26 protein-coding genes are annotated in these 19,467 nt (G+C 70.0%); 9 read left to right on the plus strand and 17 right to left on the minus strand.

All coding sequences use genetic code 11. The annotated features are described in order from the left end of the window. The first annotated feature begins 41 nt into the window (after positions 1–41). On the plus strand, positions 42–245 hold the full coding sequence (locus tag CRP55_RS12225; protein ID WP_097319986.1) for a hypothetical protein: 204 nt from the start codon (positions 42–44) through the stop codon (positions 243–245). A gap of 45 nt (positions 246–290) precedes the next feature. Here the strand turns inward: CRP55_RS12225 and CRP55_RS12230 are convergent, their stop codons facing one another. Both CRP55_RS12230 and ctaC read right to left on the minus strand, forming a co-directional pair. Next, the gene (locus CRP55_RS12230; protein WP_097319987.1) at positions 291–716 is read right to left on the minus strand and encodes a cytochrome c oxidase subunit 4; all 426 of its coding nucleotides are present in this window, start codon (positions 714–716) and stop codon (positions 291–293) included. A 7-nt stretch (positions 717–723) separates the two neighbouring features. Beyond that, positions 724–1,683 (minus strand): aa3-type cytochrome oxidase subunit II, encoded by a 960-nt coding sequence (gene ctaC, locus CRP55_RS12235; protein ID WP_097319988.1) that lies wholly within the window; start codon positions 1,681–1,683, stop codon positions 724–726. Between the two features lie 178 nt (positions 1,684–1,861). On the opposite strand from ctaC, the gene CRP55_RS12240 reads away from it, so the two are divergent. Both CRP55_RS12240 and CRP55_RS12245 read left to right on the plus strand, forming a co-directional pair. Further along, positions 1,862–2,998: a cysteine desulfurase family protein gene (locus CRP55_RS12240; protein WP_097320327.1), complete on the plus strand. Its 1,137-nt coding sequence runs from the start codon at positions 1,862–1,864 to the stop codon at positions 2,996–2,998. Next, positions 2,995–3,207: a sulfurtransferase TusA family protein gene (locus tag CRP55_RS12245; protein ID WP_097319989.1), complete on the plus strand. Its 213-nt coding sequence runs from the start codon at positions 2,995–2,997 to the stop codon at positions 3,205–3,207. The genes CRP55_RS12240 and CRP55_RS12245 overlap by 4 nt, the downstream gene beginning before the upstream one ends. Here the strand turns inward: CRP55_RS12245 and CRP55_RS12250 are convergent. The 4 genes from CRP55_RS12250 to CRP55_RS12265 form a co-directional block, all read right to left on the minus strand. Beyond that, complete coding sequence (locus CRP55_RS12250) at positions 3,200–3,700, minus strand: P-loop nucleotide/nucleoside kinase family protein (RefSeq protein WP_097319990.1); 501 nt, start codon at positions 3,698–3,700, stop codon at positions 3,200–3,202. The two genes, CRP55_RS12245 and CRP55_RS12250, sit on opposite strands and share 8 nt — an antisense overlap. Positions 3,701–3,709: 9 nt before the next feature. Continuing rightward, positions 3,710–4,690 carry a carbohydrate kinase family protein gene (locus CRP55_RS12255; RefSeq protein ID WP_097319991.1) on the minus strand — a complete coding sequence of 327 codons (981 nt, stop codon included), beginning with the start codon at positions 4,688–4,690 and terminating at the stop codon, positions 3,710–3,712. 110 nt (positions 4,691–4,800) lie between these two features. Continuing rightward, positions 4,801–5,172 carry an iron-sulfur cluster insertion protein ErpA gene (erpA, locus tag CRP55_RS12260; RefSeq protein ID WP_097319992.1) on the minus strand — a complete coding sequence of 124 codons (372 nt, stop codon included), beginning with the start codon at positions 5,170–5,172 and terminating at the stop codon, positions 4,801–4,803. A 129-nt stretch (positions 5,173–5,301) separates the two neighbouring features. Then, complete coding sequence (locus tag CRP55_RS12265; protein WP_097319993.1) at positions 5,302–6,405, minus strand: glycerate kinase family protein; 1,104 nt, start codon at positions 6,403–6,405, stop codon at positions 5,302–5,304. A gap of 59 nt (positions 6,406–6,464) precedes the next feature. On the opposite strand from CRP55_RS12265, the gene nadA reads away from it, so the two are divergent. The 3 genes from nadA (at position 6,465) to CRP55_RS12280 (ending at position 9,888) form a co-directional block, all read left to right on the plus strand. Beyond that, entirely contained in the window at positions 6,465–7,643 is a 1,179-nt protein-coding gene (nadA, locus tag CRP55_RS12270; protein ID WP_097320328.1) for a quinolinate synthase NadA, read from the plus strand. A gap of 201 nt (positions 7,644–7,844) precedes the next feature. Further along, positions 7,845–9,200 (plus strand): UDP-N-acetylglucosamine 1-carboxyvinyltransferase, encoded by a 1,356-nt coding sequence (gene murA, locus CRP55_RS12275; protein ID WP_097319994.1) that lies wholly within the window; start codon positions 7,845–7,847, stop codon positions 9,198–9,200. 70 nt (positions 9,201–9,270) lie between these two features. Further along, positions 9,271–9,888, plus strand: a complete 618-nt coding sequence (locus CRP55_RS12280) for a DUF3043 domain-containing protein (RefSeq protein WP_097319995.1) — start codon at positions 9,271–9,273, stop codon at positions 9,886–9,888. Positions 9,889–9,892: 4 nt separating this feature from the next. On the opposite strand, the gene CRP55_RS12285 is transcribed toward CRP55_RS12280, so the two are convergent. Continuing rightward, a complete protein-coding gene (locus tag CRP55_RS12285; protein ID WP_097319996.1) occupies positions 9,893–10,798 on the minus strand; it encodes an oxidoreductase in 906 nt (301 codons plus the stop codon). Positions 10,799–10,909: 111 nt separating this feature from the next. Between CRP55_RS12285 and CRP55_RS12290 the strand changes: the two genes are divergently transcribed. Then, positions 10,910–11,761 carry a helix-turn-helix transcriptional regulator gene (locus tag CRP55_RS12290; protein ID WP_097319997.1) on the plus strand — a complete coding sequence of 284 codons (852 nt, stop codon included), beginning with the start codon at positions 10,910–10,912 and terminating at the stop codon, positions 11,759–11,761. Here the strand turns inward: CRP55_RS12290 and CRP55_RS52920 are convergent. Further along, positions 11,758–12,138 carry a hypothetical protein gene (locus CRP55_RS52920; RefSeq protein ID WP_179855137.1) on the minus strand — a complete coding sequence of 127 codons (381 nt, stop codon included), beginning with the start codon at positions 12,136–12,138 and terminating at the stop codon, positions 11,758–11,760. The two genes, CRP55_RS12290 and CRP55_RS52920, sit on opposite strands and share 4 nt — an antisense overlap. A 55-nt stretch (positions 12,139–12,193) precedes the next feature. Between CRP55_RS52920 and CRP55_RS52925 the strand changes: the two genes are divergently transcribed. Continuing rightward, positions 12,194–12,607, plus strand: a complete 414-nt coding sequence (locus CRP55_RS52925; RefSeq protein WP_179855138.1) for a MarR family winged helix-turn-helix transcriptional regulator — start codon at positions 12,194–12,196, stop codon at positions 12,605–12,607. Here CRP55_RS52925 and CRP55_RS12300 read toward each other — a convergent pair. After that, complete coding sequence (locus CRP55_RS12300; RefSeq protein ID WP_097319999.1) at positions 12,581–12,889, minus strand: AzlD domain-containing protein; 309 nt, start codon at positions 12,887–12,889, stop codon at positions 12,581–12,583. The two genes, CRP55_RS52925 and CRP55_RS12300, sit on opposite strands and share 27 nt — an antisense overlap. Beyond that, positions 12,883–13,575 carry an AzlC family ABC transporter permease gene (locus tag CRP55_RS12305; protein ID WP_097320000.1) on the minus strand — a complete coding sequence of 231 codons (693 nt, stop codon included), beginning with the start codon at positions 13,573–13,575 and terminating at the stop codon, positions 12,883–12,885. Before CRP55_RS12305 ends, CRP55_RS12300 begins: the two co-directional genes overlap by 7 nt. A gap of 66 nt (positions 13,576–13,641) precedes the next feature. Here CRP55_RS12305 and CRP55_RS12310 point away from each other — a divergent pair, with 66 nt between their 5' ends. Continuing rightward, complete coding sequence (locus tag CRP55_RS12310) at positions 13,642–14,196, plus strand: helix-turn-helix domain-containing protein (protein WP_097320329.1); 555 nt, start codon at positions 13,642–13,644, stop codon at positions 14,194–14,196. Here the strand turns inward: CRP55_RS12310 and CRP55_RS12315 are convergent. Genes CRP55_RS12315 through CRP55_RS12345 form a run of 7 tightly spaced genes read right to left on the minus strand, consistent with a single transcriptional unit; the run spans position 14,193 to position 19,308 of the window. Next, on the minus strand, positions 14,193–14,600 hold the full coding sequence (locus CRP55_RS12315; RefSeq protein WP_097320001.1) for a VOC family protein: 408 nt from the start codon (positions 14,598–14,600) through the stop codon (positions 14,193–14,195). The two genes, CRP55_RS12310 and CRP55_RS12315, sit on opposite strands and share 4 nt — an antisense overlap. Continuing rightward, a complete protein-coding gene (locus CRP55_RS12320; protein ID WP_097320002.1) occupies positions 14,597–15,070 on the minus strand; it encodes an SRPBCC domain-containing protein in 474 nt (157 codons plus the stop codon). Before CRP55_RS12320 ends, CRP55_RS12315 begins: the two co-directional genes overlap by 4 nt. Further along, positions 15,067–15,393 carry an ArsR/SmtB family transcription factor gene (locus tag CRP55_RS12325; protein ID WP_097320003.1) on the minus strand — a complete coding sequence of 109 codons (327 nt, stop codon included), beginning with the start codon at positions 15,391–15,393 and terminating at the stop codon, positions 15,067–15,069. The genes CRP55_RS12320 and CRP55_RS12325 overlap by 4 nt, the downstream gene beginning before the upstream one ends. A gap of 36 nt (positions 15,394–15,429) precedes the next feature. Beyond that, entirely contained in the window at positions 15,430–16,677 is a 1,248-nt protein-coding gene (locus CRP55_RS12330; protein WP_097320004.1) for a glycoside hydrolase family 16 protein, read from the minus strand. A 33-nt stretch (positions 16,678–16,710) separates the two neighbouring features. Next, a complete protein-coding gene (locus CRP55_RS12335) occupies positions 16,711–17,664 on the minus strand; it encodes an ABC transporter ATP-binding protein (protein WP_097320330.1) in 954 nt (317 codons plus the stop codon). Beyond that, complete coding sequence (locus tag CRP55_RS12340) at positions 17,661–18,455, minus strand: ABC transporter permease (RefSeq protein WP_342751543.1); 795 nt, start codon at positions 18,453–18,455, stop codon at positions 17,661–17,663. The genes CRP55_RS12335 and CRP55_RS12340 overlap by 4 nt, the downstream gene beginning before the upstream one ends. Then, positions 18,448–19,308 carry an ABC transporter permease gene (locus tag CRP55_RS12345; protein WP_097320005.1) on the minus strand — a complete coding sequence of 287 codons (861 nt, stop codon included), beginning with the start codon at positions 19,306–19,308 and terminating at the stop codon, positions 18,448–18,450. The genes CRP55_RS12340 and CRP55_RS12345 overlap by 8 nt, the downstream gene beginning before the upstream one ends. Between the last annotated feature and the right edge of the window lie 159 nt (positions 19,309–19,467).

Here is a 19,467-nt window from a genome sequence, read left to right on the forward strand (position 1 = left end):
CCACCTTCCGGCGAAGAGACGGCGAAGAGAGGAGCCCACCCGTGTCGGATCGCGAGATGCGCTGCGTCATCTGTGACGGCGACATGATGTTCGAGGTGCCGCCCTGCTCGGACGGCCACGACGACTGCCCCGAGATGATCTGCACCCGCTGCGGAGCGGCCGAGGTCGTCGCACCGATCGTCGTCCACTGGTACGGCGTCACCAAGCCCCGCAAGATAGCCCCGAGACAACGCCAGGCGGCATGAGAAAGGGCCCGCGGTCGATGACCGCGGGCCCTTTTCGTCAAGACCTCAATGCTCGGCGGGGTGCCTCGTGCCGGTGTAGTACTCGAAGATCATGGCGCTGGACGCGATGATCACGAGGATCAGGCCGACCACGACCAGCCACCACATCCAGAACGCCAGGCCGATGCCGGCCACCGTGGCCGACAGCGCGATGCCGAACGGCCAGTAGCTGCCCGGGCTGAAGAAGCCGATCTCGCCGGCGCCCTCGGCGATCTCGCCGTCCTCACGGTCCTCCGGGCGCAGGTCGATGCGCCGCGAGACGAACCAGAAGAAGCCGCCGCACATCGAGCAGAGCAGTCCGGAGAGGATCAGCGCGACCGTGCCGATCCACTCGACGTGGCCCTCGTAGCTCTGCGAGTAGAAGCCGTAGACGATCGCCGCGCCGAAGAGGAAGGCCGCGACCCCGACGAAGATCTTGTATTCGGTCTTCACGAGCCGCTCACTTCCCCGCGGTGGTCACGGCGCCGGCGCCCGAGGCGACGGAGTTGGTCTGGTTCCAGCTGTGGTTCTGCCGGCGCGTGTCGAACGGCTTGGTGGTCGTCGCGTACGCCTGGTCGCCGGTGTAGCCGATCGCCGCCATGCCCTCCTGGGTGGTGGCGCCGTTCTTGCGGGCCGTGAGGTACTGGTCGAACTTGTCGGGCGAGACCACGACGAGCTCGAACTGCATGAAGGCGTGGTACGTGCCGCAGAGCTCGGCGCACCGTCCGACATAGCGGCCCTCGCGGTCGAGGGTCACCTCGAACTGGTTGCGCACGTTGCCCGGGAAGACGTCGCGCTTGAACAGCATCTCGGGCACCCAGAACGAGTGGATGACGTCCTTGCTCGTCTCCTCGAACCGGATCTTCTCACCGGTCGGCAGCACCAGCAGCGGGATGACGTCGGACGAGCCGACCGTCGAGGCCACCGTGTTGGCGTCCTCGCCCAGCCCGTCGCGGTAGTTGAACTGCCAGTTCCACTTGAACGCGACGACCTCGACCACCTGGTCGGGGTTTTTCGACAGCTTGTCCACGTCGGTCTGCACGACCGCCGTGTAGTAGAAGAGCACCGCCACGATCAGCACCGGGGTGACCGTGTAAAGAACTTCCATCGGCATGTTGAACCGGGTCTGCACGGGCAGCTCGTCGCCGCGCTTGCGGTACCGGATGATGCACCAGAAGATCAGGCCCCACACGAAGATGCCGACCACGAGGGCCGCGACGACCGAGGCGATCCACAGGTCGTACATCCGGTGTGCCTGCAGGCTGATGCCGTTGCTCGGCCACCCGAAGTGGCTGAACGCGTCGCCGATGCCGTTCACCGAACAGCCCGAGAGCAGCAACAGCAGGGCCGACCCGCCGAGGCCGAGCCCGGCGAACCGGACTGCCGATCGCGGCCGTACGGCCGAACTCTTTGCGCCCACCTGCTTTTGCCTCCCTTAGCAGCGCCGCCCCGCCCGAAACCGGACACCGAGCGGCAAGGCGTCACCGTCGGTCGCAGATTACTCGACCTGGCCCTAACGTCCGGGCCGGGGGGTCGGATCTTCGACGGTGCACGGTTACCCCTCAACAACCGGACGATACCGTTCCCGAGTGGAATACATGGGCGTTCCTGGTGGTCCGGCGGCATACATGGACGCCGCGACCGCGGCTCCACTGCATCCGGTGGCCCGCGAGGCGCTGCTGGCGGCGCTCGACGATGGATGGGCCGACCCGGCCCGGCTCTATGCCGCGGGCCGGCGGGCGCAACAGCTTTCCGAGGCGGCGACGGCCGCGTTCGCCGAGTCATTGGGGGTACGCCCGGACGAGGTGTCCCTGTGGCCGTCGGGCACGGTGGCGGCGCAGGCGGCGGTGCTGGGTGCCCTCGGTGGACGGGCGCGGCAGGGCGACACGCTGGTGCATTCGGCGATCGAGCATTCGGCCGTGCTGCACGCGGCCCGCCGCGGCCAGGCCGTCGAGGTGGGAGTGGACCGTGAGGGCCGGCTCGACCTGGACGCCTGGGACGCCGCGGTGTCCACACCGGGCGTCGCGCTGGCCGCGCTGATCAGCGCGAGCCACGAGGTGGGCACGGAGCAGCCGGTCGCGGCGGCCGCGGGTTACTGCGACGAGGCGGGGGTGCCGTTGTTTGTGGACGCCGCCCAGTCGGTCGGGCGCGCGCCGGTGCCGCCGGGGTGGTCCCTGCTGAGCGCGAGCGCGCACAAGTGGGGCGGCCCGCCCGGGGTCGGTGTCCTCATCGTACGCAAGGGTGTGCGCTGGATCTCGCCGTTTCCCCAGGATGATCTTTATCGCCCGGGCGTGTCGGGCGCCCTCGATCTCCCGGCGGTGGTGGCCGCGGCGGCGAGCCTGCGGGCCGTGCTGTCCGAGGCACAGACCGAGGCGGTGCGCCTGTCGGCCCTGGTCGACCGGATCCGGGAGCGGGTGGCGGCGACCGTGCCCGACGTCGAGGTGGTCGGCGACCCGGTGAACCGGCTGCCGCACCTGGTCACCTTCTCCTGCCTCTACGTCGACGGCGAGGCGCTGCTGCACGCGCTGGACCGCGCCGGGTTCGCGGTCTCGTCCGGCTCGTCGTGCACGGCCTCGACGCTGAGGCCGAGCCACGTGCTCGAGGCGATGGGCGTGCTGAGCCACGGCAACGTGCGGATCTCGCTGCATCGCGGCACGAGCGAGGACGAGGTGGAGCGGTTCCTGGCCGTACTGCCGAAGATCGTCGAGGAGATCCGGAAGGAGGCGGGGATGTGATCGAGCTCGACTGCCGGGGCGAGAAGTGCCCCCTGCCGGTGATCCACCTCGCCAAGAAGATCAAAGATCTGGAGATCGGCGAGACCGTACGGGTGCTGGCCGACGACCCGGCCGCGGCCAACGACATCCCGGCCTGGTGCCGCATGAAGGATCAGGAGTACCTGGGCTCCCCCGGGCCGAACGCCTTCGACGTGCGACGGGTCAGCTGAGGTATTCGAGGATCGGGCTGACCGGGTCTTTGGCGAAGAAGGTGTCGACGACCAGGCGCGGGCCCAGGTAGGGCTCGTACTCCTTCTGCCGCTCCAGGACCCGTACCCAGTCGGGAATGCCATCGTGGTCGCGGGACTCGTAACGTTTCTCGACCCGGCGCCGATGCTCCGCGTCGTCGCCGCACACCACCTCGACGACGCGCAACGGCACGGCCAGGCGCTCGGCCAGGTCGACCCAGAGCTGGCGGGCCGCCTTCACCGGGTTCACGGCGTCGATGATCACGTGCTGGCCGTTGGCCAGCTGCACCTCGGCCAGGGCCGCCACCACGCCGTAGGCCGCGTAGCCCGGGCGGGGCTCGCTCACCTCGTACCGCTGAAGGGTGAAGTCGACGGTGTCGACGGCGAGCACGCACGCCGGCAGCTCGGTGGCCACCCTCGCGGCGAGCGTGCTCTTCCCCACGCCGGGCAGACCGGCAAAGACCGCCAACACCATGGCTCTTCCTCAGACGACCGGCAGGAACGACTTGATCTCGGCGGCGGCGTCGTCGCCGTACGAGTCGGCGAAGCGCTTGATGAAGTCGCCGGGGCGCACGTCGTACTCCTGGGCGCCGTCCGACTCGAGCACCAGCGCGGCCACCAGCGAGCCGACCTGGGCCGCCCGCTCCAGGCCGAGGCCCCACGAGATGGCGGCGAAGAAGCCGCCGCGGAAGCCGTCGCCGACGCCGGTCGGGTCGGCCGGGATGACGTCGCGGGCGACCGGCACGTGGATCCGCTCGATGCCGCGGCCGGTGATCTCGACACCGTCCTTGCCGAGCGTGGTCACCCTGATCTTGACCTGGTCGAGGACCTCGTCGGCGGTCAGGCCGGCCTTGGTCTCCAGCAGCGAGCGCTCGTACTCGTTGGTCAGCAGGTATTCGGCGCCGCTGATCAGGGTCAGCACGTCGCTGCCGTCCATGCGGGCGAGCTGCTGCGACGGGTCGGCCGCGAACTTGAAGCCCCGCGCGCGGCACTCCTGCGAGTGGCGCACCATGGCCGCCGGGTCGTTGGCGGCGATGATCACCAGGTCGAGGCCGCCGGCCCGGGCGTCGACCGGTGCCAGCTCGATGTTGCGGGCCTCGGCCATCGCGCCCGCGTAGAACGAGGCGATCTGGTTGAGGTCCTCGTCGGTCGTGCAGACGAACCGCGCGGTGTGCGCGACGTCGCTGACGTGCACCGAGTCGCAGTCGACGCCGTGCCGCTCGAGCCACGAGCGGTAGTCGGCGAAGTCGGCGCCGACCGCGCCCACCAGGATCGGGTGCAGACCGAGCTTGCCCATCCCGTACGCGATGTTGGGGGCCACGCCGCCGCGCCGGACCACGAGGTCGTCGACGAGGAAGCTGAGCGACACCTTGTGCAGCTGGTCGGCGATGAGCTGGTCGGCGAACCGTCCCGGGAAGTGCATCAGGTGGTCGGTGGCGATCGAGCCGGTCACGGCGATCTTCATGATGGGCCCTTGGGTTGGGAGAAACGGGGGGCTTACGTACGCAGCCTACCGGCTGGGTAACGCACAGCAGGCCGCCCCGTTAACGGGACGGCCTGCTGTTTACCGAACGATCAGTGGAACGAGTCACCACAGGCGCAGGAGTTCTGCGCGTTCGGGTTGTCGATCGTGAAGCCCTGCGCGTCGATGCGGTCCGCGAAGTCGATCGTGGCACCGGCCAGGTAGGGCGAGCTCATCCGGTCGACCACGACCTCGACGCCGCCGAAGTCGCTGACGACGTCGCCGTCGAGCGAGCGCTCGTCGAAGAAGAGCTGGTAGCGCAGGCCGGAGCAGCCACCGGGCTGCACGGCGATACGCAGGCGCAGGTCGTCGCGGCCTTCTTGCTCGATCAGGGCCTTGACCTTCACCGCGGCGACGTCGGTCAAGAGGACGCCGGTCGGGGCGGCAGTCGCCTCGGTCGACGGGGTGTGCGCTTCAGCAGTCACTGCGTATCTCCCTGCAGGGTCCTGGACACGGTTTGACCTTCTGTTTTCCGCTGCGGGAAAACTCAGTCAGGTGCAGTACTTGCCAACGCTAACCCCATTCCCTGAGATTCCCAATTGGGGTGGCTTACTTCACCGGCTCCACTGGGAAGCCAGCCGCGCGGAGAGTTCTCGCAGGCCACGGGCGGGCTCCCGCAGGGCGATTTCCTCGCTGTCGAAGTGCTCGGTCAGGGAGTACGTCTCGGTGACGCCGGCCGAGGCGGCCTCGCGGAAGCCTGTCTCGTTCCGCCCGCAGAGCACCACGCAGGGCAGTCCGCGGTCCCGGGCGCCGCCCGCGATGCCCGCCACCACCTTTCCGCGCAGCGACTGGTGGTCGAAAGATCCCTCTCCCGTGATCACCAGGTCGGCCGCGTCCAGCTCCTTCTCCAGGCCGATCGCGGTCGAGACCAGGCCGATACCGGACACCACACGCCCGCCGAGGGCGATCAGCGCGGCCCCGATGCCACCGGCCGCTCCCCCACCAGGGGCGACTTCGAGATCGGTCAGATCAAAGGCCCTTTCCAGTACGCCGGCGAACTGCTCCAGCGCCGCGTCGAGCCGATAGACGTCCTCCTCGCTGGCGCCCTTCTGCGGCCCGAAGATCTTGCTGGCCCCGTGCAGCCCGGTCAGCGGGTTGTCCACATCCGTGGCGGCGATCAGGCTGACCTGGCGCAGCCGCGGCGCTCCGCCGAGCGCGGCCGCCGCGTTGAGATAGGCACCGCCGTAGGGCAGGGCGTACCCGGCCACGTCGACCGGCGGGGCGCCGAGCGCGGCCAGCATCCCGGCGCCGGCGTCGTTGGTGGCCGATCCGCCGAGCCCGACGACGACCTCGGCCGCACCCGCCTCGACGGCCGCCAGGAGCAGCAGGCCCAGCCCGTACGAGCTGGTGGTGTTGGGGTCCCGCTCTTGTCTGGTCAAAAGGTGCAGGCCACAGGCTTGAGCGCTTTCCACGTACGCCGTGGAGCCGACCAGAAGGATCTCCCCCGGAACCGGACGGCCCAGCGGGTCGACGGTGTCGACCGGGATCCGGCGGCCGCCGAGCGAGCCGGCCAGGACCTCGATGAAGCCCGGCCCGCCGTCGGCGATCGGACGGCTGATCAGCTCGTCCTCGCCGGTCCAGCCTTCCACCACCGCCTCGGCGACCTCGGGAGCGGACAGCGTGCCGGCGAATTTGTCGGGGCAGATCAATACGCGCACGTGATGAGTGTGGCAGCCCACTCCCTGAGGAAGCGATGACCGTCTCGCGCTGTGCGACGATGACCGACGTGACGTCGACCTGGACCGAACCCTCGAACACCGCCACCGCACTGCTGCTGCTCGGCCGGGGCAGCGACCCCGCCTCCGAGCGGGGCGTCGACTGCCCGGGCGACCTGCCCGCACCCAGCGACCCCGACCTGGTCGCCCGCGCCACGGCCGCCAAGGCCGCGCTCGGCGACCGCGTCTTCGTGCTCGGCCACCACTACCAGCGCGACGAGGTCATCCAGTTCGCCGATGTCACCGGCGACTCGTTCAAGCTCGCCCAGCAGGCCGCGGCCCGGCCCGGCGCCGAGTTCATCGTGTTCTGCGGCGTGCACTTCATGGCCGAGAGCGCCGACATCCTCACCAAGCCCGAGCAGAAGGTGATCCTGCCCGACCTCGCGGCCGGCTGTTCCATGGCCGACATGGCCGTGCTGGGCCAGGTCGAGACCGCGTGGGAACGTTTCGAGGACCTCGGCATCGCGGGCGACGTCGTCCCGGTCACCTACATGAACTCGTCGGCCGACATCAAGGGCTTCGTCGGGCGCAACAAGGGCGTCGTCTGCACGTCGTCGAACGCCAAGCGTGCCCTGGACTGGTCGTTCGAGCAGGGCAGCAAGGTGTTCTTCCTGCCGGACCAGCACCTGGGGCGCAACACCGCCGTACTCGAAATGGGCTTCGATCTCGATGATTGTGTCCTTTACGACCCGCACAAGCCGGGCGGCGGGCTGACCGACGAGCAGCTCCGCAGCGCGCGCATGATCCTGTGGCGGGGGCACTGCTCGGTGCACGGGCGCTTCACCATCGACAGCGTGCGCGAGGTCCGCGAGCGGGTGCCGGGCGTCAACGTGCTGGTCCACCCCGAGTGCCGGCACGACGTGGTGCGCGCGGCGGACTACGTGGGCTCGACCGAATACATCATCAAGGCCCTGGACGCGGCGCCGGCCGGGTCGGCGTGGGCGGTCGGCACCGAGCTCAATCTCGTACGCCGCCTGGCCCTGGCCCACCCCGACAAGCAGATCATGTTCCTCGACCGGACGGTCTGCTACTGCTCGACGATGAACCGCATCGACCTGCCGCACCTGGTGTGGGCGCTCGAGGAACTCGTCGCCGGCCGGGTGCCGAACGTGATCACGGTCGACGAGGACACGGCGCACAACGCGCGTGTCGCGCTGGACCAGATGCTCGCATTGCCGTAGTGACTCTGGGTAGTCGTCAAGATCCGCAGCGCGTCCGGGATTCTTAACTCTGTCCTATTTACCGTCCGCTGGGCGTTGTGATGGCTTCCTAATTTGTCACTCAGCGCTATGCTTCCTCGGTTGCAGAAGCGGGTACCCCCATCCGGCTCCTGCCCCCTCGATCATCTCGGGCGCCCCAACGCCCGCCAGCTGGAGGTTACGTTGACCGACGACGTCCTGGTCGTGCACGGCGGTACGCCGCTGCAGGGTCAGATCCGGGTCCGTGGCGCCAAGAACCTCGTCTCCAAGGCGATGGTCGCCGCCCTGCTGGGTGAGTCACCGAGCCACCTGTACGACGTGCCGCGCATCCGCGACGTCGAGGTCGTCCGCGGCCTGCTCGCCCTGCACGGGGTCAAGGTCAGCGACGGCGCCGACGACGGCGAGATCGTCATGGACCCGACGAACGTCGAGAGCGCCAGCACCGACGAGATCAACGTGCACGCGGGCTCCAGCCGCATCCCGATCCTGCTGTGCGGTCCCCTGCTGCACCGCCTCGGGCACGCGTTCATCCCGGACCTCGGCGGCTGCCACATCGGCCCCCGGCCCATCGACTTCCACATCCAGGCGCTGCGCGAGTTCGGCGCGGTCGTCGACAAGGCGCCCGAGGGCATGCACCTGAGCGCGCCCAACGGCCTGCACGGGGCCAAGCTGGAGCTGCCCTACCCGAGCGTCGGCGCGACCGAGCAGGTGCTGCTCACCGCCGTACGGGCCGAAGGTGTGACCGAGCTGCGCAACGCGGCCATCGAGCCCGAGATCATCGACCTCATCTGCGTCCTGCAGAAGATGGGCGCGATCATCACGGTGCACACCGACCGGGTCATCGAGATCCAGGGCGTGCGCAAGCTGCACGGCTACAAGCACAAGCCGATCCCCGACCGGATCGAGGCGGCCAGCTGGGCCGCGGCCGCCCTGGCGACCAAGGGCGAGATCGAGGTGCTGGGCGCCCGCCAGGCCGACATGATGACGTTCCTGAACGTCTTCCGCTCCATCGGCGGCGAATGCGAGATCACCGACGACCGGGTGGCCCGCGACGGCGTGACCGCTGTCGAGGGCGGCATCAAGTTCTGGCACCCCGGCCACGAGCTGCAGGCGGTGGCGCTGGAGACGGACGTCCACCCGGGCTTCATGACCGACTGGCAGCAGCCGCTGGTGGTCGCGCTGACGCAGGCCCGCGGCATCTCGATCATGCACGAGACGGTGTACGAGCAGCGGCTCGGCTACACCGACGCGCTGAACCAGATGGGCGCCACCATCCAGGTCTACCGCGACTGCCTGGGCGGCACGCCGTGCCGCTTCGGCCGGCGCAACTTCATGCACTCGGCGGTCATCGCCGGCCCGTCCAAGCTCCACGCGGCCGACCTGGTCATCCCCGACCTGCGGGCCGGCTTCGCCCACCTGATCGCGGCGCTGGCGGCGGAGGGAACCTCCCGGGTGTACGGGGTGGACCTGATCAACCGGGGTTACGAGGACTTCGAAGGCAAGCTGGCGGCGCTCGGCGCGCACGTCGAGAGGCTGTAACAGGCTCCGGTTTCATCACTATCAGCGGCGCGGTGTGAAACACACCGCGCCGCTTGGCTACTCTCTGAGCGTGCCCTCGCTTTTCCGCCGCAAGCAAGACGACACCCCCACCACCGAGGTCGTGGAGGAGGTGACGCCTGAGACGACGCGCCCGAAGAGCTACACACCCAGCAAGAAAGAGCTGGGGGTGGCCACGCCCAAGAGGACGAGCACGGGGCGCCGCGTGGCGGAGCCGACGCCGACCAACCGCAAAGAGCAGCTCAAGCAGATGCGCGAGCGCCAGCGCGAGGAGCGCGCGGAGGCCTCGGCCGGCATGAAGGCGGGCGACGAGCGTTATCTCCTGGCCCGCGACCGTGGGCCGGAGCGGTCCCTGGTCCGCGACATCGTCGACGCGCGCCGCACGGTGGGCACGTGGTTCTTTGGCGGGGCGCTGATCGTGCTGATCGGTTCGACGGTGCAGATCGCGGCGGTGCAGCTGGCCAGCAACGTCCTGTGGCTGCTGCTGGCCCTGGGCGTGATCGTGGACAGCATTCTGATCTCGCGCAAGGTGAAGAAACTCGTCAACGAGCGCTTCCCCAAGCACACGCAGCGGATGGGGTCGCTCCAGCTGTACGGCGTGATGCGTGGTCTCACGTTCCGCCGCATGCGGGTCCCCAAGCCCAAGGTCGACCTCGGCCAGAGCGTCTGACGGCTCACAGGTAGCTGACGCCGGTCAGAGTTTCGGCTGCTGCCCAGAGGCGTTCGCCGATGACCGGGTCGGTGGCGTCCCGGCTTGCGCGGGCCTCGGTGACGCGGCCTCGCGTCTCGCCCATCCGGGCGGGGCCGAAGAACTGGCCGCCGCGGGCGGTGGGGTCGGTGGCGGCGCGCAGTTGGGGCAGGGCGCCCTGTCCCACCGGCTGGGTGGCCAGCAGGCCGGCCCAGGCGATGATCCGCCCGAGGCGGGGGCGGTGCTCCCAGGCGCGCGGGGTGAGGTTGGTGCGCGTCAGGCCGGGGTGGGCCAAGGTGCTGACGACCGTTGAGCCGGCGGCTCGCAGGCGGCGGTCCAGCTCGAAGCCGAAGATCGTGGTGGCCAGTTTGGAGCGGCCGTAGGCGGGCGCCGCACGGTAGTCCCGCTCGTACATGAGGTCGCCGAAGTCCAGGTGGGCGTTCTTGTGGGTGATCGAGCTCAGGCTGACCACCCGGGCCGCCGGGGCGGCGGACAGGGCGTCCAGGAGCAGGCCGGTCAGGGCGAAGTGGCCCAGCATGTTGGTGCCCAGCTGAAGTTCGAAGCCGTCGGCGGTGGTACGGCGAGGGCCCAGCAGGACCAGGCCGGCATTGTTGATCAAGAGATCGATGGCGGGATGGTCCGCGGCCAGCTTGGCGGCGAAGGCGCGCACCGAAGACAGGGAGGCCAGGTCCAGTTCGCGGACCTCGACGTCGCCGCCGATCCGGCGGGCGGCCTCCCGGCCGGCGGCGAGGTTGCGGACGGCCAGCACCACGTGGGCGCCGCGGTGGGCCAGCTCGGTCGCGGTGACCAGGCCGAGGCCCGAGTTGGCGCCGGTCACCACGGCGGTGCGGCCGTGCTGGTCGGGGATGCGGTCGGCGGTCCAGACGGTCATGGGTGCTCCTCGGATGAGTGCGGTCACCGGGGACGCTAGGGGCGGCGGGCCGGAGTTCCGTCGTACTGCGAGACCTACCCTGGTGGTCACGCCAGGCGGGACACTTGCGGCATGACCCATCCGTACGCCCGGGAACTGGGCGACTTCCTGCGCGCCCGGCGCAACCGGCTCAGCCCGCGCGACGTCGGCCTCGAGCCGGGCGGGCGGCGCAAGGTGGCCGGGCTGCGCCGTGAGGAACTGGCCCTGCTGGCCGGGTTGAGCACCGACTACTACCAGCGGATGGAACAGGGCCGGGAGGTGCACCCGTCGGACGATGCCCTGGACGCCATCGCGGGGGCGCTGGCGCTCGACGACCAGGAGCGCCGGCATCTGTTCACCCTGGCCCGGGCGGCCCGCCGGCCGATGCCGGCCCGGGTCGACCACGCCGCCGAGCGTGTGCCGGACAGCACCCGGCGGCTGCTGCGGGTGCTGGACACGCCGGCCGTGGTGCTCGGCCGCCACCTGGACCTGCTCGACTGGAACCGGATGGCCGAGGCGCTGCTCGGTGACCCGGACGGCTGTCCGGCCGACCGGCTCAACATGCTCCTGCTGATGTTCGACGACACGCTGACCAGCCAGCGCAGCTGCCCGGACTGGGAGCAGCAGGCACTGGACTACATAGGCATGATGCGCGCCGCGGTGGCGACCGACCCGGCCCATCCGAGGGCGACCGCGATCGTCGGCGAGCTGAGCATCCGAAGCGCCGAGTTCCGCCGGTTGTGGGGCCGCCACGACGTCCGCGAGCGGGTGTCGGGCAGCAAGACGTTCCGGATCCCGCAGATCGGAGACATCGACCTGGCCTGGGACACCTACCCGCTGCCGGGCAGCCCGGGCCCGTTCCTGCTGGTCTTCACGGCCGAGCCGGGCAGCCCCGACGCCGAGAGGCTCCAGCTCCTCGCGTCATTGCACGCCCCGGTCGTCTAGGGGGCTCCTGCCGCGCGTAGCGCGTCGTGCAGTGAGTCGAAGCGGCGGATGACGGCGAGGCCACCGTCACGGGTCTTGAACAGCGTGGCCACCGGAGTGGGAGCGTCGGCGTTGTCGGGCCAGGTGGCCTCCTGCTCGATGACCATGGTGACGTCGTCGACGGGATGTGCCGACAGCGGGCGGAGCCGGATACCGGACCTGATGATCCAGTCGGCGAACTCCTCAGCGGTGATCGTGTGGGTGCCGCGCGGGCCGGAGACCTCCACCGGATCGGTGACCGTCGCCGCAGCGGCGGCGAGGTCGCGGTTGTTGACCGCGTCGTGCCAGGCGTTGATCAGGGTCTCGACCGTGGCATCCTTCTCGTATGCGCTATGCATACGGCCATCGTATGCGAAATGCATACAGCGGAGGGTGCTTGTGAGGGGTCAGGCGTTGTTCGCGTTCGTCCGCTTCTGGTCACGGCGCTGGACGGGCGCCGAGACGCAACGCGGCCGCGATGTGATGGTTGTCGAGGCCGTTCATGCCCTGAGCGGACGCAGCCGGCCCACCTCCATCAACGATGTGGCGCGCGAGCTGGGCCTCGATCAGTCCGGCGTGAGCCGGATGGTGACCCGCGCGGAACAGCAGGGCTTCGTCGTCCGGCGTGCGGCGGGCCGGATCGGCGCGGCATCCGTGATCACGAACACCGACGCCGGTGAGGAACTGCTCCGGCAGGCACACGCGTGGCAGGACGAGGTGCTGCGGGCGTTGACCGCCGACTGGCCGGCCGAGGACGTCGAGAGCCTCATGACGCTCATGGAACGTCTGGTGCGGGCGCAGTCAGGGGAGGCCGGCCAGACGCAGTAAGGCGGCGGACCCGGCGGCGGCCACGACGACCACGACGAAGGGGGCTCGGCGCCACGCCAGGAGGGCGCCGACGGCTACGCTTGCGGGGCGGGCCAGGCCGGCGAAATCGCTTCCGGCCATGATCGTGGAGGTGGCGGCCAGGGCCGCCAGCAGGGCCGCGGCCGACATGGGTAACAGGCGCTGGACGGTGCCGGAGAGGTGAAGGCGTTCCCGGAGCAGGACGCCGCCCAGGCGCATGGTGTAGGTGCCCACGCCCAGGATGACGACGGCGGCGATCAGCATCGGAGCTCCTCCGCGGGTTCAGCTGGGCGGGTGGGGCGGCGCAGCAAGGTGAGCAGGCCCAGCAACGCGCACAGGATGGGCAGGCCGGCCGGGAGCACGGGGGTCAGGGCCACGGCGATCACGGCGCCGGTCAGGGCGACCAGGCGGGTCGGCCGGTCTTTCAAGGACGGCAGGATCAGGGCTATCAGGGCGGCCGGGAAGGCGGCGTCGAGGCCCAGGGCGTCGGTGTCGGAGACGGCGCCGCCCAGGAGGACACCCAGGGCCGTGCCGATGTTCCACGAGGTGAAGAGCGTTATGCCGATCAGCCAGTAGGTGTGGCGGCGGCGGGCCGGGTCCTTCTCGGCCAGGGTGAAGGCGACCACCTCGTCGGTCATCACGTGGCTGCCGATCAGGCGGTCCCGCCGGCGGGTGCCCATGGCCGTGCCGATCGCCATGCCGAACGGCAGGTGGCGAGCGTTCAGGAGCAGGCCGGCCAGGACGGCGGCCAGCGGGTTTCCGGCCGCGAACAGGCCCACGGCCAGGAACTGGGACCCGCCGGCGAAGACCACTGTCGACATGGCGAAGGGAAGCCAGGTGGGCAGTCCGTAGGCGATGGTGATGGCGCCGAAGGAAGCCCCGACGGCGATCATGGCGGCGCCGATGGCGGCGGCGTCCCGGAGCAGCGTCGTTCGCTGTAACGTACGCATGGTTCAAAATAGTGAACGATGGCGGTTGCGTTCGTCAAACCGAACGATTCGATCGATGGAGCGAACATGCACGAATCGGCGCCGCCGCTCGCGACCATCGCGGCCGCTCTGCGGCGGGAGCGGGAGCGGGCGGGGATCTCGCTGGCGGAGCTGGCCCGGCGGGCGGGGCTGGCCAAGTCGACGCTGTCGCAGCTCGAGGCGGGGACGGGGAACCCGAGCATCGAGACGTTGTGGTCGCTCGGGGTGGCGCTGGGCGTGCCGTTCAGCCGCCTGGTCGAGCCGCCGCCGGCGCGGGTGCGGGTGATCAGGGCCGGCGAGGGACCCCGGGTGCAGTCGGACCGGGCCGATTTCGTGGCCACGCTGCTGGCCGCGGGGTCGGCGCACGCCCGGCGCGACCTCTACGTCATGGAGCTGGAGCCGGGTGAGCCGCGAGAAGCCGCCGCGCACATTCCGGACAGCGTCGAGCATCTGGTGGTCGCGGCCGGCCGGATCCTCGCGGGGCCGGCCGGCGAGCAGGTGGAGCTGGGGCCCGGGGACTACGTGTCATTCCCGGGCGACGTGCCGCACTACTACGAGGCGCTGGAGCCGGCCTGGGCCGTGCTCGTCATGGAGCATCGCTAGGCGCGGCTGGAGATCTGCTGCACGGCCCAGCCGTTGCCGTCGGGGTCGCTGAAGAAGACGAAGCCGACGTTGTCCAGCGGGTCCGGCACGGGGTTCGGGTTCTGCCCGAGGGTCTGCACCTCGGTGCACTCGACGCCGCGCTCGACCAGCTCGGCGTGGGCCTTGCGGATGTCGGGGACGACCAGCTGAAGGCCTTTCAGCGAACCGGGCGGCATCTCGGGCACGGCGCCCTTGCCTATCACGACCGAGCAGCCGGAGCCGGGCGGGGTCAGCTGGATGATGCGGACGTCCGCGCCGAAGCGGGTGTCGTGGTCGACGGTGAAGCCGAGGCGGTCGGCGTAGAACTCCTTCGCGCGGTCCAGGTCGGTGACCGGGACGACGACGACTTCCAGGGTCCAGTTCACGATGTTCCTCCAGTGAGCAGTGCGTCGAGTCGTTCGAATCCTTCGCCGATGCCGCGGGCCATGGGGTAGGAAAGCGCACGTTCCCGGCCGGCGGGGGTGGCGTAGCGGACGATGGTGGTCAGCACGGTTCCGGCGCCCTCGGCGCGGAACTCGTGGCTGATCAGGGTGTCGCCGGGATAGGACTGGTCGTCGAAGCGTTCGGTGTGCAGCAGCCGGTGCGGTGGGTCGACGACGCGGTAGGTGCCGCGCTGGGTCATCCGGTTGCCGGCCGGGCCCTCGCTGACGAAGCGATAGGCGCCGCCCACCCGCAGGTCGATCTCGCATTCGACGAGATTCCAGCCCCGGGCGCCGTACCAGCGGGTCAGCAGGGCGGGCTGGGTCCAGGCGGCGAAGACCCGGGCCGGTGCCGCCGCGAAGGCGCGGGTCAGCACGATGTCGCGGTCGCCGGGCGCCGAGACGTCGAGGGTCACGGCTCCTCCTCACCGGAGGCCAGCACCTCGTCGAGTCGCTGGAAGGACTCCTCCCAGTACGACCGGTAGTCCTGCAACCAGTCGACAGCGGTGCGCAGCGGTCGCGCCTCCAGGCGGCAGGGGGCACGCCGGTTGCCCGGCTCCCGCGAGATCAGGCCGGCCCGTTCGAGGACCTTGAGGTGCTTGGTGATCGCCGGCTGGGTCATGGCGAACGGCTCGGCGAGCTGGGTGACGGTCGCGGAACCTTGGGCGAGGCGGGCCAGGATGGCACGCCGCGTGGGGTCGGCCAGCGCGGCGAAGGTGACGTCCAGATCAGTGTTCATAACCGATTGGTAATCTACGACGCGCCCCACCCCGCGTCAAGCGGGCACGCCTCCGCGCCAGATCGAGATCGGGCCCACGGTCATCGTGCGGGCGGAGAAGGCCGGCGTCGCGTCGCCCGCGACGGCCACGTTGAGCAGCATGAACTGCGGCTTGGCGAACGGCCAGGTGCGGCCGGAGGCGGTGACGTCGGAAGCCCACAGGACCATGGTCGGCTTGCGGTCGACGAAGAAACGCACGGTCTTCGCGTCGAAGTAGACGCCGAAGCGGTGGCTGCCCGCGTCCAACGGCACACCCAGATCGGTGGTGCCTTCGCTCCAGTCGTACGACCGGCCCGCGAGGTGCACGGCCGACTTGGCCCGGGTGGGCTCGCTGCCCGTGCCCTCGAAGACGTCGAGCTCGCCGCAGGCCGGCCAGCCGACGGCCGGCATGTTCGCCCCGAGCAGCCAGAACGCCGGCCACACGGCCTCGCCGGTGGGCGCGGTGATCGATGCTTCGACGTACGAGCCGGGCGCGACCGTCACCTTGCCCTCGGTGGTCAGCCGCGCGCTCGTGTAACCGCCGTCGCCGGTCCGCAAAGCTGTGATCTTCAACTTCCCCGAACCGTCGACCTGCGCGTTCGCCGTACTGCTGGTGTAGACCTGCCGTTCGCCGTTCCCCCAGCCGCCGCCACCGGTCTGCCGGTTCCAGACCGTCGCGTCGGGCGCGGTGCCTTCGGCGCCGGAGAATCCGATGGTCCGGGTCGGTGCGCTTCGCACGCTTCTTGGGGTGTACGCCGTGACGGCCCGCACCGAAGCATCGGCGATCTGCACCGTGAACGCGCCCGAGGCCGGCAGCGCGAAATACAGACCGGTGTCGGCGGCACCAGGCGCCGTGGCCATGAAGGTGCGCGTGATCCGCTGCCACCCGGCGTTCGCCGGGCTCACGTACTCCGAGACCGTGGACGGCCGATGCTGCCACGCCCCGTTGGCGAGCAGCATCCCGTACCGCCGGCCCGCCCCGCCGAGATCACGCAGGTAGGCCGTCATCCGATAGGTGCGGCCGACCTCGAACGTCATGCCCTTGACCGTGCTCAACGCGTACACCCAAGAACCGGAACCACCCGGACTCCGCACCTCGACCGCGGTCTTCGCGGGCCCGCCCTTCAGGGCGGTGACCTGCCGCAGCGTGACCGAACCGCTCTGCGAGGCCACCGACCAGCCGGAAAGATCGGAGGGCGCCGCGGACGCCGGCACGGGCGCCGCCAACAGCAGAGCCGCGGCGGTGGCGGCGATCAACGACCTCATGGTGAGACGTGATCGGCCGCGCGCCGCCGATCATTAGCGCGGCGCGGTGTAGAGCTTGGCCACGACGTCCTCGATGTCGGGCTCGACCACCGAGAGATCGCGCACCGCGGCCGCGCCGACCAGACCGGCCACCGCGGCGCCGGCGGCGATCGTGTCCAGGGTGAAGGTCACCCGGTGCCCGTCCGCCTCGGTGCCGGTCATGGTCGCCCCGGGGAGCGTGAAGCCCGGCGGCAGCGGCGTGTCCAGGTCGACCACCAGGCGCCGCCGGGAGCCGTACCGCGCGTGGAGCTCCTCGATCGTGCCGTCGTGCACGACGCGGCCGTGGTCGATCACCACCAGGCGGCGGCACAACCGTTCGATGTCGGCCAGATCGTGGGTGGTAAGCACCAGCGTCACGTCACCGCCGCGGCCGAGCTCGCCCAGGAACGAGCGGACCGCCTGCTTGCTGACCACGTCGAGGCCGATCGTCGGCTCGTCCAGGAAGAGCACCTCGGGGCCGTGCAGCAGGGCGGCGGTGAGCTCGCCGCGCATGCGCTGGCCGAGCGAGAGCTGCCGGACGGGAGTGTCCATGAACTCGTCGAGGTCGAGCAGCTCGCGGCACCGTTTCAGCCGCTCGCGATGGGCCGCCGGGTCGACCCGGTAGATGTGCCTGAGCAGCCGGAACGACTCACCGAGGGGCAGGTCCCACCAGAGCTGCGAGCGCTGGCCGAAGACGACGCCGATGCGAAGGGCCAACTTCGTTCTCTGGGGTACGGGCTCGAGCCCGCACACCCGCACGTCGCCACTGCTCGGGCTCAGCACGCCGGTGAGCATCTTCAGCGTCGTCGACTTGCCGGCGCCGTTCGGGCCGATGTACCCGACCATCTCGCCCCGCTCGATGGCCAGGCTCACCCCGTCGACCGCGCTGACCGTGCGCTTCTCGCGTCTCAGGCGGCCGGCCTTCACGCGTACGACGAAATCTTTTCGCAGGTCCCGCATGTCAATCATGAGCCGGTGCTCCGGTAGCGACGGACGCCGGTGCGCCACACCAGCCCGGCGATCGCCGCCGCGGCCAGCGCGACCAGCGGCGCGGTGTAGCCCGCCCAGGCCGGCAGGCCCAGCGGATCGGGACGGCCCAGGATCACCAGGGCCGGTTGGTAGGCGACGAAGGCGAAGCCCAGGGTGTACGCGAAGACGGTCCGGAACCAGCCGTCGTAGACGGTGATCGGGTACGACGCGAAGTCGCGGCCGCCGTAGGTGAAGCCGTTGCCGACCTCGCCCGACTCGACCCACCAGAACGAGAAGCTGCCGGCGATCACGAAGAGCGATCCGAAGAAGACGCCGGCCGTGACGGGGGAGATCACCAGCAGCAGGACCCGGGCCGGTGTCCAGTCGATGTCGTTCATGGCGACCGCGGCCACCAGCACGGAGATGCCGACGAACAGGCGCATCAATTTGCGGATGGGCAGGTCCATGCAGATCAGCTGCGGCAGCACACCGAGCGGGCGGACCAGGACGGCGTCGAGGGTGCCCGTACGGACGTACCTCTTCAAATCGTCGATGTTGCCGACCGTCATGTCGGCCAGGACGAAGCCGGCGCTCGTGATGCCGGTCATCATGAGCGCCTCGGCCAGGGAGAACTCGCCGATCGTGGTGGCCGCCCCGAACAGCACGAAGACGGTGGCGACGTCGATGACCGTGCCGGCCGCGTTGGTGATCAGCTCCATGGCGAAGCTGGCCCGGTAGCTGGCCATCGAGCGCAGCTTGGCGCCGAGCAGAACCACATAGGGGTTAGCCACCCTGGATCATCAACTTCCGCTCAGCGCGCCTTTGTACGATTTGCGCTGCCTTGAGGATGATCATGGCCCAAATCGCCTGCAAGACGACCAGACCCGCCTGCACTGCCGGGCCGTCCCGCTCGACCAGCACATCCAAGGGCGTCTGCAGCAGGCCGGGCAGCGGAGTGGACACCCAAAGGGTGACCGTGAGCCAGTCCGGAAGCAGGCGCAGCGGGAAGTAGAGGCCGGCCAGCACGCCGCTGGCCAAGGTCCAGAACCCCAGAGGACCGCGGGCGTCATGCAGCCAGTACGCGGTGGCGTTGACCAGATAGCGGCACCCGAAACAGCCGACCACCGCGAAGACGATCGAGAGCGCGAACAGGGGCACGGTCTGCCAGCGCTCCGGCTCACGGAGACCGAAGAAGACCGCCCCCGCGACCACCGGCGGGACGAACCGGGTCAGGAGGCCGTGCAGGCCACGGCCCAGATCGGCGGCCAGATAGGCGGTCACCGGCGGGATCGGTCGTAACAAGTCGGCCGCGACATCACCCGTACGGATCCGGTCGGAAAGGTCGGTCCATCCCCAGATGCCCACCACGGCGAGTAACCCCTGGCCCACCCAGACGAACGTGGCGAGCTGCTCGGTGTCATAACCGCCGGGCCGGCCGCCCGGTGCGCCGGCCGCGACGGCCAGGAGCACGTAGCAGCGGAGAAAGCCAAAGACTATGTTGGTGAACGCTCCGGCGGCGGTGGCCTGGCGATAGGTCGCGTACCGCCGGAAACCGGACCAGACCAGTGCACCGAACGTAGCGATGGAGGCCCTCGACCCCGAGCCGGGAGAGATCGTCAGCACCCTGGCGTCAGTCCCGCTCACGCCGTTAACCTCCTAGTGCCCTTTTTCCTTTTCGAAGGCCGGGCGACCTTACCCGGAACCCCGGACGGCTGCCTCAGAATTACGACCAGAAGTGGATCTCGCCGTGACGGAGCGTCGCCAATGAAGGGCTGGGGCTCTTCGGACTCCTCCTCCTCGGGC

Origin of the sequence: Paractinoplanes atraurantiacus, from assembly GCF_900215205.1 — a bacterium.
Classification (GTDB): Bacteria; Actinomycetota; Actinomycetes; order Mycobacteriales; family Micromonosporaceae; genus Actinoplanes; species Actinoplanes atraurantiacus.

Bases quoted from the DNA above. Each gene is read 5' to 3' on its own strand.
- CRP55_RS12300 (WP_097319999.1), bottom strand. From the start codon at position 12,889: ATGCTGATCGCCGCCGTCGTCATCCTGGGCGTGGGCACCTACACCATG.
- CRP55_RS12335 (WP_097320330.1), bottom strand. From the start codon at position 17,664: ATGATTGACATGCGGGACCTGCGAAAAGATTTCGTCGTACGCGTGAAG.
- CRP55_RS12285 (WP_097319996.1), bottom strand. From the start codon at position 10,798: ATGACCGTCTGGACCGCCGACCGCATCCCCGACCAGCACGGCCGCACC.
- CRP55_RS52920 (WP_179855137.1), bottom strand. From the start codon at position 12,138: ATGCATAGCGCATACGAGAAGGATGCCACGGTCGAGACCCTGATCAAC.
- CRP55_RS12310 (WP_097320329.1), top strand. From the start codon at position 13,642: ATGCACGAATCGGCGCCGCCGCTCGCGACCATCGCGGCCGCTCTGCGG.
- CRP55_RS12240 (WP_097320327.1), top strand. From the start codon at position 1,862: ATGGGCGTTCCTGGTGGTCCGGCGGCATACATGGACGCCGCGACCGCG.
- CRP55_RS12290 (WP_097319997.1), top strand. From the start codon at position 10,910: ATGACCCATCCGTACGCCCGGGAACTGGGCGACTTCCTGCGCGCCCGG.
- CRP55_RS12325 (WP_097320003.1), bottom strand. From the start codon at position 15,393: ATGAACACTGATCTGGACGTCACCTTCGCCGCGCTGGCCGACCCCACG.
- CRP55_RS12255 (WP_097319991.1), bottom strand. From the start codon at position 4,690: ATGAAGATCGCCGTGACCGGCTCGATCGCCACCGACCACCTGATGCAC.
- CRP55_RS12250 (WP_097319990.1), bottom strand. From the start codon at position 3,700: ATGGTGTTGGCGGTCTTTGCCGGTCTGCCCGGCGTGGGGAAGAGCACG.
- CRP55_RS12330 (WP_097320004.1), bottom strand. From the start codon at position 16,677: ATGAGGTCGTTGATCGCCGCCACCGCCGCGGCTCTGCTGTTGGCGGCG.
- CRP55_RS12305 (WP_097320000.1), bottom strand. From the start codon at position 13,575: ATGCGTACGTTACAGCGAACGACGCTGCTCCGGGACGCCGCCGCCATC.
- nadA (WP_097320328.1), top strand. From the start codon at position 6,465: ATGACCGACGTGACGTCGACCTGGACCGAACCCTCGAACACCGCCACC.